At 69.3% G+C, this 8,929-nt stretch carries 7 protein-coding genes and 4 pseudogenes; 4 read left to right on the forward strand and 7 right to left on the reverse strand.

What is annotated here, in order from left to right:
* Positions 1–113 precede the first annotated feature (113 nt).
* Positions 114–587, forward strand: a complete 474-nt coding sequence (locus AB0G17_RS31460; protein WP_361390070.1) for a hypothetical protein — start codon at positions 114–116, stop codon at positions 585–587.
* Positions 588–938: 351 nt separating this feature from the next.
* Positions 939–1,493, forward strand: coding sequence for a hypothetical protein (locus AB0G17_RS31465; RefSeq protein WP_361390072.1), 555 nt, complete (start codon positions 939–941; stop codon positions 1,491–1,493).
* Positions 1,494–1,805: 312 nt separating this feature from the next.
* Here AB0G17_RS31465 and AB0G17_RS31470 read toward each other — a convergent pair whose 3' ends face one another.
* Positions 1,806–2,402 carry a hypothetical protein gene (locus AB0G17_RS31470; RefSeq protein WP_361390074.1) on the reverse strand — a complete coding sequence of 199 codons (597 nt, stop codon included), beginning with the start codon at positions 2,400–2,402 and terminating at the stop codon, positions 1,806–1,808.
* A gap of 323 nt (positions 2,403–2,725) precedes the next feature.
* Here AB0G17_RS31470 and AB0G17_RS31475 point away from each other — a divergent pair, with 323 nt between their 5' ends.
* On the forward strand, positions 2,726–4,981 hold the full coding sequence (locus tag AB0G17_RS31475; RefSeq protein ID WP_361390076.1) for an MMPL family transporter: 2,256 nt from the start codon (positions 2,726–2,728) through the stop codon (positions 4,979–4,981).
* A 102-nt stretch (positions 4,982–5,083) separates the two neighbouring features.
* Positions 5,084–5,177 (forward strand): annotated as a pseudogene (locus tag AB0G17_RS31480) (IS481 family transposase); the annotation flags it as partial.
* A 93-nt stretch (positions 5,178–5,270) separates the two neighbouring features.
* On the opposite strand, the pseudogene AB0G17_RS31485 reads toward AB0G17_RS31480, so the two are convergent.
* The 6 genes and pseudogenes from AB0G17_RS31485 to AB0G17_RS31510 form a co-directional block, all read right to left on the reverse strand.
* Positions 5,271–5,471: pseudogene (locus tag AB0G17_RS31485) on the reverse strand (acyltransferase domain-containing protein); the annotation flags it as partial.
* Positions 5,452–6,501: a ketoacyl-synthetase C-terminal extension domain-containing protein gene (locus AB0G17_RS31490; RefSeq protein ID WP_361390078.1), complete on the reverse strand. Its 1,050-nt coding sequence runs from the start codon at positions 6,499–6,501 to the stop codon at positions 5,452–5,454. The gene AB0G17_RS31490 and the pseudogene AB0G17_RS31485, both read right to left, overlap by 20 nt.
* Positions 6,502–6,518: 17 nt before the next feature.
* The gene (locus AB0G17_RS31495; protein WP_361390080.1) at positions 6,519–7,277 is read right to left on the reverse strand and encodes a polyketide synthase; all 759 of its coding nucleotides are present in this window, start codon (positions 7,275–7,277) and stop codon (positions 6,519–6,521) included.
* Between the two features lie 724 nt (positions 7,278–8,001).
* A complete protein-coding gene (locus AB0G17_RS31500) occupies positions 8,002–8,166 on the reverse strand; it encodes a hypothetical protein (RefSeq protein WP_361390082.1) in 165 nt (54 codons plus the stop codon).
* Between the two features lie 140 nt (positions 8,167–8,306).
* Positions 8,307–8,468, reverse strand: a pseudogene (locus AB0G17_RS31505) (diiron oxygenase); the annotation flags it as partial.
* 40 nt (positions 8,469–8,508) lie between these two features.
* A pseudogene (locus tag AB0G17_RS31510) lies at positions 8,509–8,919 on the reverse strand (diiron oxygenase); the annotation flags it as partial.
* Between the last annotated feature and the right edge of the window lie 10 nt (positions 8,920–8,929).

Consider the following 8,929-nt stretch of genomic DNA (forward strand, 5'->3'; position numbering starts at 1 on the left):
CGGTAGGCGCGGGCCAGGGGTGAGTATGGCCCACCAGCGGTGTTTGACCGGGGCGGTGAACTGCCCCGCGTCCAGGTTTCCGGGGAGGCCGGGACTTGCGGTAGTACTGCGGCATGGATGCCGCAGTACTTGAGCAGATACTGAATGAGACCTTTGATCACGCCGTGGTGCACCACGGCTACACCAACTACCTGCGTGACTATGAGGTCGTCGTCCACATGGCGGCGGATCCGGGCACGGGGGTCGAGCCATCCTACCGGCGGTATCTCTTCCGGTACTGCATTGAGGCTCATTGTGAGACGGCAGTAGCGGCAAAGACATGGCGGTTGTCCTTGGACGACCGCCTCATCGACCATGAGACCGGTGCGGACCTCGACGGGTTCGTCTGGGGTGTGAAGTGGCATCCGATGTACCCCGGCGCAAAGCTGCTTCCCCCATCGGATACCGCTCGCCGTTGGTCGGCCATCCTCGGGATCGACTTCCACGACGTCCTCATCGAAACCAACGCGCACCGGCTGTCCCTGCTCTTCTCCGATCTGCAGGTCACTGAGGTCCCGGTCGGATATACCCCCTTCGTCGCCGACTGAACAGCATTCACTCGATCCCAGCCGGTGGGCGGCCCCGGAACGCACGATGGGGCCGGGGGCCGGTGCGTGCTCCGGCCGGTCTGTGGGTGAGGATGGGGACAGGAAGCGCGGGGCGGTTCGGGGAATGAGGGTGTGGACGTGAGCCAGCAGCAGCCTGGTGGGTGGTACGGACCTCCGCAGGGGCCGGGGCCCGGGTTCGGGCCTGCCTACGACCCGGCACCGCCACGGCCGCACTCGAGAGCGCGGTTGGTGCTGCTCTCCGTGAGTGTGACGTGCGCACTGGTAGCGGCTGCGGCGGGAGGCTACGTGTACGGCCATCACACCGGCAACACCGCCAGCACGAGAAGTACTATGCCGGCCGATTCGCGTCCGTATCAGCTCACCGCGCCGCGCAGTGTGCTGGGCGGGGCCTTCGTCTACGACGAAACCCTGACGGGTCCCGTCCCGGAGTCAGCCGAAGAGGACTTCGCCGCTTTCGGCATCACCAACCCCACGCCCGTCCGCATCTTGTACAAGTCGAGCAGCTCTGCCTCACGGCAGACTGTCCAGCTGACGGGCGCCTGGGGCACGATCAGCGACCCCGAGCAGGTCATCGACCGGCACTTCGCGAAGATAGCTCAAAACTCAGCCGCGGAACCGAACGGAAGCACCAAGCTGGTCGGCACCCTCCAGACGATGCATCCCTCCGGGCTGGGTGACGCCATGATGAAGTGCCAGAACATTCGTACAGGGGCGAATCAGTACATCATCACGACGCCCATCTGCGTATGGGCCGATCACTACACCTACGGTGAGGTCCTCGTCCTCGACCCCGGTGCGCTGCGCAACGGCGGCTTGGGCGTCAGCTTCGGCGAGAACGCGGATACCGCTGCCAGGATCCGCAACGACGCCCGTGTACCGCGCTGATGCCCTGAGAGGGCGATGCGCGGTTGCGGCACGTCCTCCGGGCCCGGCCCCTACGGCAGTCGGCACACGTGAGCCAGGCGTGACCGTATTCGAGTAGCACCACGCACAAGGCTGCTTCAGCCGACCGGCGACGGGCATACGGACTCTCATGACGTTCCTGCTGCTCACCCTGTCGCCCCTGGGTCTCGCCCTGGTGCTGCTTGGCACCAGCACATCTCGTCACCACCGTGGTCGTCATCGACATCGTTACTGACCCAGCCTCCGGCGACCACGGCCCCGCCCCGCCGCCCGGGGCAGGGCCGTCCGGCCGGATCAGCCGATGGAGAGGCGGCCGCGGCCCTGCACGTACCCGACGCCGCTGCCGAAGCACTGCCGGACGTCGTTGGTCGGTACCGCGACGCCGCTGAACGGGTGGCCCTGCATGAGGCCGGAGACGATGGTGCCTGAAAGGAAGGAGTCCAACGGCGTGTAGCCGCGGGAGCCGTTGCTCGAGAGCCTCAGCGTGGAGCGGCCGACGATCCGCCCGTTGCGGTGGGGTCCGGAGTACCAGGTGATGGTGCCGCTGCCCCTGATCCCGGTGGCGCGGGCACAGCTCGCCCGGCCGGCCCCGCTCAGGGTCAGCCTGCCGGACCGGATACGGCTCTGACGTCCGTTGAACGAGGAGCAGTTGTTCAACTGGGCGCTGCCGCTGGCCGAGATGGAGCGAGGAGTGCTGGAGACGGCGGGGGAGAAGGAGATGCGCTCGCCGGGGCCCGTGTTGAGGGTGCAGGAGAGCGTGTTCTGCGCCCGCACACCGGATGCGGCGGCCGGCATCCGCGACTCGGCTTGGCTCCCGGTGCTGAACGTGAGCAGCGTGAGGAGGGTCGCTGTGGCGACCGTGGCGGAGCGGAAGAGAGCGGTCCTGCGCATGGGGGTTCTCCTTGCTGGTGTTTCGTGCCGGACGGAGTGCTCGTGCCGGACGCGTGTCCACGTCGACGTGTACGTGGTGCTGTGCTGGATCGCCGTGCGGTGAACCAGCGCTGGGATACGCACCGCAAGGTAGCCCGTTGCGTATGAGTACCGATATTTCATCACTCTTATGGATCAATAGGCGTTTGACCATGACACGTCCTCCTCACCAGGGTTGTCCCGGTTGAGAGAAAGGACCCGTCATGCGATGGCCTCACGTCCCGCGGTCGCCGTCAGGTTCCGCGAGCGGGGCGCCATCGCCCGCCGGCCGGGTGCGCTGGGGCGTGCGTCACCCCTGGTGGGTGCTGGCGGGGGCGCTGGCGATCGGGCTGATGCTGGTACTCGCCGCGTTCGCGGCCCCCGTACGACTTTCCAACGGCGGCTACATCGCGGAGGGAACCGAGGCCGCGCGTACCGAGGCCCAGCTCCACCAGCGCTTCGGCGCGGGCATTCCGGACCTGGTGCTCCATGTGACGGCGGACGCGCCCGTCGACGACCCCAGGGTCACGCGCGCCGGGCGGGCTCTCACCCAGGAGGTCGGGCGGCGCCCCGGAGTGGGCGAGGTCCTCTCGTACTGGGCCGTGGGAGACGGCCGGCTCCGCAGCAAGGACGGCCGGGCGGCTCTGGTCACGGTCGATCTGCGCGGGAACGAGGACGAGGCCGCGCGGCTGGCGGCCACACTGGTACCCCAACTGACCGCGAGGTACGGCGGACACGAGGGGCATGAAGGAGGCGACGGACCCGGACGTCTTCGGGTGTCGGTGACCGGGCCCGCCTGGGTCATGGCCCAGGTCACCCAGCTCAGCCGCCAGGAGCTGTGGCAGGCCGAACTCATCGGCGTACCCGCGGCGCTGCTGATCCTGCTCTTCGCGTTCGGGTCGCTGACGGCCGCGCTCCCGCCCGCCATGGTCGGCGGCCTCGCGGTGGCCGGGACCTTCGCCGTGCTGAGAGTCTTGATGACCTTCATGCCGCTGTCGGCGTTCGCGGCCAACATCACCACCGCACTCGGTCTCGGCCTGGCCGTCGACTACGCCCTCTTCGTCGTCACCCGCTACCGCGAGGAACTGGCGGCCGGGGCAACACCTTCCGACGCGGTCGAGACCACCATGCGCACCGTCGGGCGCACCGTGCTGTACTCGGCGGCCACGGTCGTCGTCTGTCTCAGTGCCCTCCTCCTGTTCCCGCTGGGCTTCCTGCGGTCCCTCGCGCTCGCGGGCATCAGTGTGGTGGTCCTCGCCGCGGCGACCACCCATCTGATGCTGCCCGCCCTGCTCGTCGTCATCGGGACCCGTATCGACCGAGGTGACCTCTTCGCTCCCCTGCGCAGAATCACCGCGCGGCGGTCGCCCCTGTGGTTGCGCGTGGCCCGCCAGGCCACCACCCGGCCGGTGCTGGTGGGCGGCAGCGCCGCGGTCGTCCTGCTCACGCTCGCCGCTCCCTTCGCGCACGTACGTTTCGGCGTCGCCGACCAGCGCGTCCTGCCCGCGCGGGCCGAGTCCCACGCCACCGCCGCCCGCATCGAGGAGGAGTTCCCGCTGCCCTGGACGCGGACCCTGGCCGTACTGCTTCCGGACGCGGATGTGATCGACCAGGGAGGGGAACTGGACCGCTACGCCCGGGCGGTCTCCGCCCTGCCGGGCGTCGGCGCGACCGTCACGGCGCTGGGCACGTACCAGGACGGCCGGCTCCACTCGGGCCCCTCGGCCGACTCGCTCATGTACATCACCCAAGGCGCCACCTGGCTCGCCGTGGCCGTCGACGGACCGCCGAACCGGGACGAGAGCCTGGTGCGAGAGCTGCGCGCCCTGCCGTCCCCCGGCCGCCACTACGTCGCGGGCCGACCCGCGCGCGTGCTCGACACCAAGGGCGCCGTTCTGCGGACCCTGCCGTGGGCCGCGGGCATCGTCGTCGGCGCCACCCTGCTGCTGCTGTTCCTGTTCACCGGCTCCGTGTTGATCCCCGTCAAGGCCGTCGTGATGGGCGCGTTGAGTCTGAGCGCCAGCTTCGGTGCCATGGTGTACGTGTTCCAGGACGGGCATCTGCGTCATCTGCTGGGCGACTTCACGGTAACCGGTGAGCTGGAGACCTCCATGCCGGTCCTGGTGTTCGGAGCCGCCTTCGCGCTCTCGGTCGACTACGAGCTCTTCCTCATCTCCCGTATCCAGGAGGAGTACCGGGCCGGCGGCGACCACCGCGCGGCGGTGTACGACGGTCTCGCCCGCACCGGGCGCATGATCACCATCGCGGCCGCCATCTTCGCGGCGGCCCTGTTCCCGCTGGTGACCTCGGACATCACCCTCCTCAAGCTCATCGGCTGCGGTCTGGCACTGGCCGTTCTGCTCGATGCCACGGTCGTACGCGGTGTGCTCGTCCCGGCGTTCATGAGGCTGACCGGGCACGCCAACTGGTGGGCGCCGCCCCCGCTCGCCGCCGTCCACCGACGTCTCGGCCTGGACCGTTGGTGCGGCGAGTCACTGGTCCCGTCCGCGGGGAGCGTGCCGGCTGCCCGCGCCGAACAGACGGTGGACCCGGTCGGCTGATTCCACCTCGGCGCATCGGGCCGCAGGGACGCGGTTGTCTCCAGTCCCCGCGCACGGACGGAGGCGTACCGCGACAGAGTGGCGCACTGCTACCGCCCCCACCGCAGCTTCGCCTGGCGCCAACCTGGCCGACCTCGGCGCGACCGGCAAGCTCACCCGCGCCTACCGGCCCCAGACCAACGGCAAGGTCGAACGCTCCACGGCCTGCTCCAGGTCCAGCGCGCCCGCCATGGGCTGCGGCGACCTCGCCCACGCTGTGGCCGAGCACGCTGTGCGGCGCGATGCCCTGTGCCTCCAGCATCCGCACCAGGCCGACCTGCACGGCGAACAGGAGCGGTTGGGCCACTTCGGTCAGCGCCAGACGCGACCGCTCCGCCGGCGCTGCCAGCTCCTCGACCAGCGACCATCCCAGCAAGGGGGCTACGGCAGCGTCCACCCGCGTGCCGGCGGTGCGGAAGACGGGATCGTGCTCAAGGAGGTCGGCCGCCATGCCCGGCCACTGCGAACCGTTGCCGGCAAAGACGAACGTGATCCGCCCTCGAGACACGCCCTGGACGGCGGTAGGGGCGGCGCGGACCTCGCCCCCCCTCCCGGGGCGAGGGGACGAACGGTGACTGCCCCTGCCCCTCGGTTCCCGGCGGGTCCCGCGGGAACGGGCCATCGGAACTCGGCGCCTGCTCCTCGGCCACGGGCGTCTCGGCCACGGGCTCCCCGTCGGACGCCGGCCCGCCCGCGACCACCCGAATCTGCTGTGCGGCGGCCTGGCGCCCGGCCAGGACGACCGCACGGTGCGGGTGCGTTCCCCGGCGCAGGCAGGAGGTGTGGGCGATGTCGTAGAACTCCTGCGCGGGGGCCGCGGCAAGCCGGTCCGCCATCCGCGTGGCCGCCTCGGCCAGCGCCTTGGGGGTGCGCGCCGAGACCAGTACCGGAAGCGCCCGCTCGTGATCCGTGGTGGGGCTGCCGCCGGGTTCTTGACGCGGGGCGGGCGGCGGGGCGGGCGCGGAGGTGAGGACGACGTGGGCGTTGGAGCCGCCGAAGCCGAAGGAGTTGACCCCCACGACAGGTCGCCCGGCCGTGTCCAGTGGCCGCGTGCTGTCGGCGGTCGCCAGGTTCGACCCCGCGAAATCGATGTCCGGGCTGGGCGGGGAGGCGTGCAGCGACGGGGGGATCACCCGGTGTCGGAGGACGAGCAGTGCCTTGAGCAGGCCGGCGATCCCGGAAGCCGGTTCCAGATGCCCGATGTTGGTCTTGACGGAACCGATCGGCAGTACCCCGGCGGTGCGGTGGCGACCCAGTGCCCGGCCGATGGCCCGGCACTCCAGCGGGTCACCGACGAGGGTTCCCGTTCCGTGTGCCTCCAGGTAGACCAGTTCGTCCGGCGAGACGTCGGCCTGCTCGTACACCGAACGCAGCAAGTCCTCTTGGGCCTCGGCGCTCGGCAGTGCCAGCCCCATGGTCCTGCCGTCGCTGTTGGAGGCGCTGGCGAGGATGACTCCGTGGACGCGGTCGCCGTCGGCCATGGCGTCCGACAGCTTCTTCAGGACGACGAGGCCGCCTCCTCCGTGCGCACGAACCCGTCGGCCGCCGCCGAGAAGGACGCGCACCTGCCGCTCGGCGACAACATGGCCGCCTGGGAGAACCCCACGTAGTGGTACGGGCTGAGCAGGACGTTCACTCCCGCGGAGAGCACCACGCGGCTGCTGCCGTCGAGCAGGGTGCGACAGGCGCGGTCAAGCGCCACCAGGGACGACGAGCAGGCGGTGTCCACCGCCATGCTCGGCCCGCGCAGGTCGAAGAAGTGGGACAGGCGATTGGCGGAGATCGAGGAAGCACCGCCCGACATCGTGTAGGCGTTGACGTCCTGCGGCATCATCATCTGCAGGCCGCCGTACGAGGTGTCCGAGACCCCGACGTACACGGCCGTGTCGGTGCCCGACAGGTGCTCGGGAACGATTCCGGCGTCGTCCAGCGCCTCGACGGCCAGTTCCAGCAGCAAGCGGTGCTGAGGATCCATCCGGGACGCTTCCTTCGGCGAGATGCCGAAGTAGGCGGCGTCGAAGCCGGCGACGTCGTCGAGGAAGCCGCCTGCGGCGGTGTAGCTCTTGCCGGGACGCGGCATCGAGGTATCGACGAACCGGGATGCCTCGAACCGGTCGTCGGGCACCTCCCCGGCCAAGTCGCGGCCCTGCCGAAGCGTGGCCCAGAGCTGGTCCAAGTCACCGATGCCGCCGGGAAGGCGGCACGCCGCCCCGACTACCGCGATGGCCCCGTCCGTTGACTTCGCCTCGTCCCACATGCACAGCCAGCTTTCTTCGTACGAACAGCACACACCGCCAGGACCGACTCGCCGAGGTGGTTGCCGAACGGAGTCTCGGAAGCAACGCCCCAGCTCACGCCCTTACCCAGGGACAAACCTCAGCCAGTGCCGCCGTCTTGCGCCCGGCGGTCCAGGAACGCGACGAGTCCCGATTCCGAACGAAGAAGCCGCTCCCGTTGCTCCGGGGGGAGAGAAGCCAGGGCGTCGACCAGCACTCGCTTTCGCGGGACCTGCACCATGTTGCCGGAGTAGATCCTGCAACTAGAGCACCAGGCAAGTCCGATGCATCGCTCGAACAGGGAGGACTCCGGCGGATGGAAGCGGAGTCGGTAGGAGCGGACTGGTGTTGCACAGGCGTGGCAGATGCGACGTCCACCGTCGACAACGGTCCACCCACTTGCGACCTTGCGCCAGGGCTGCCGCCCGGCCGGTGCTCTTCAAGTCGTCATGCCGAGCATTCTTCCTCACCGCGAGCGTCCGGTACAGCCGTCCGAGGAAGACTTGAGCCGCCAACGGTGACGGGCCCTCAGGGGCCTGATGGCCGCACCGGCGCTGCCGCGCTGCGCCGAGCCCGTCAGTCGTACCGTGCAGTCGACGCGAACCCCCTTGCCGTGACCCGGTGACGCTCCGTCATGGCTGTGGAGGTGGCTATGAGTACGGCGCGCAACCGGAGATCACGGAGTGACTGCCCTGGCGCCGGCCATCACCTCATCAGCCCCGCCCGCCTCCACCAGCGGTGCTCGCGCTCGCTGATCATGCCGATCTCGGCCAGGTAGCTGATCGACTTCTCACCGAGCCACAGGTTTGTCTGCCGGAAGTGCGGGTTGCGCCTGGCCTGGCGGACTGCCTCCTCCGGGGTCGAGGCCAACGGCTCGATACATCTCCGGGCTGGTGGACATACTCATGAAGAGGCAGGCGGCGAGGGCCGTCACCTGACGATGACGGGCGAGTCTGGCCGGGGGATGTCCGTACGACGGCGTCCGCCAACTCCGGCCGGGCGAAACGAACGTGTCGCGGCTCCTCGATGACGTGGAAGCGGCAGACCTGCCGGATCAACGGGTGCACCCGCTCGTCGCTCATGGTTGCCTGTTGCCACCGGTCGAAGACTTCTTCCGCCACGAGTGTGAGGGCGAAGAGGCCCGGGCCTCGCAGAAGGATCTTCTCGAACACTTCGAAGGCTCAACGGGGCGTTGGCGGCCAGCCGGTAGGCGGGGGAGCCGAGGGCGCGGACCGCCTGCGCGAACATCAGGGAATACCCGAGCTCCTCACCCATCTCGACGAGGGCGTAACGGCTCCGGCTGTCAGTGACGTCCTTCGCGCTCAGATGGCGGGCCAGCATCCGGATCAGGCAGAACTGGACCCAGATCGCGGTGCTCAGCGCATTGACGAACTCTCCGCGCGACAACTGGAGGCGCTGTCGGTGGTCCATCTTCTCCCACAGCGGTGTGCCGTAGAGCGATAGCCTTTCCGGCTGCCAGCACCAAGCATCCTCCAGTACCGGCAAGGTCCAGTCGATGTCCGAGGCGGAGTCGTACCGGTGGCCGGCCGAGGCGGTCAGCAACCGGTCCGCGACTTTGCCCGCGTCGGTATGGCCCATTGGCCGAGGCGAAGAAATGCTCATTTATCTCATG

The sequence above is a fragment of the Streptomyces sp. NPDC023838 genome, assembly GCF_040639555.1.
Classification (GTDB): Bacteria; Actinomycetota; Actinomycetes; order Streptomycetales; family Streptomycetaceae; genus Streptomyces.

What these genes read in the sequence shown, in the direction of transcription:
- AB0G17_RS31460 (WP_361390070.1), top strand. Translation starts at nt 114, where the DNA reads ATGGATGCCGCAGTACTTGAGCAGATACTGAATGAGACCTTTGATCAC.
- AB0G17_RS31465 (WP_361390072.1), top strand. Translation starts at nt 939, where the DNA reads ATGCCGGCCGATTCGCGTCCGTATCAGCTCACCGCGCCGCGCAGTGTG.
- AB0G17_RS31470 (WP_361390074.1), bottom strand. Translation starts at nt 2,402, where the DNA reads ATGCGCAGGACCGCTCTCTTCCGCTCCGCCACGGTCGCCACAGCGACC.
- AB0G17_RS31490 (WP_361390078.1), bottom strand. Translation starts at nt 6,501, where the DNA reads ATGGCCGACGGCGACCGCGTCCACGGAGTCATCCTCGCCAGCGCCTCC.
- AB0G17_RS31495 (WP_361390080.1), bottom strand. Translation starts at nt 7,277, where the DNA reads ATGTGGGACGAGGCGAAGTCAACGGACGGGGCCATCGCGGTAGTCGGG.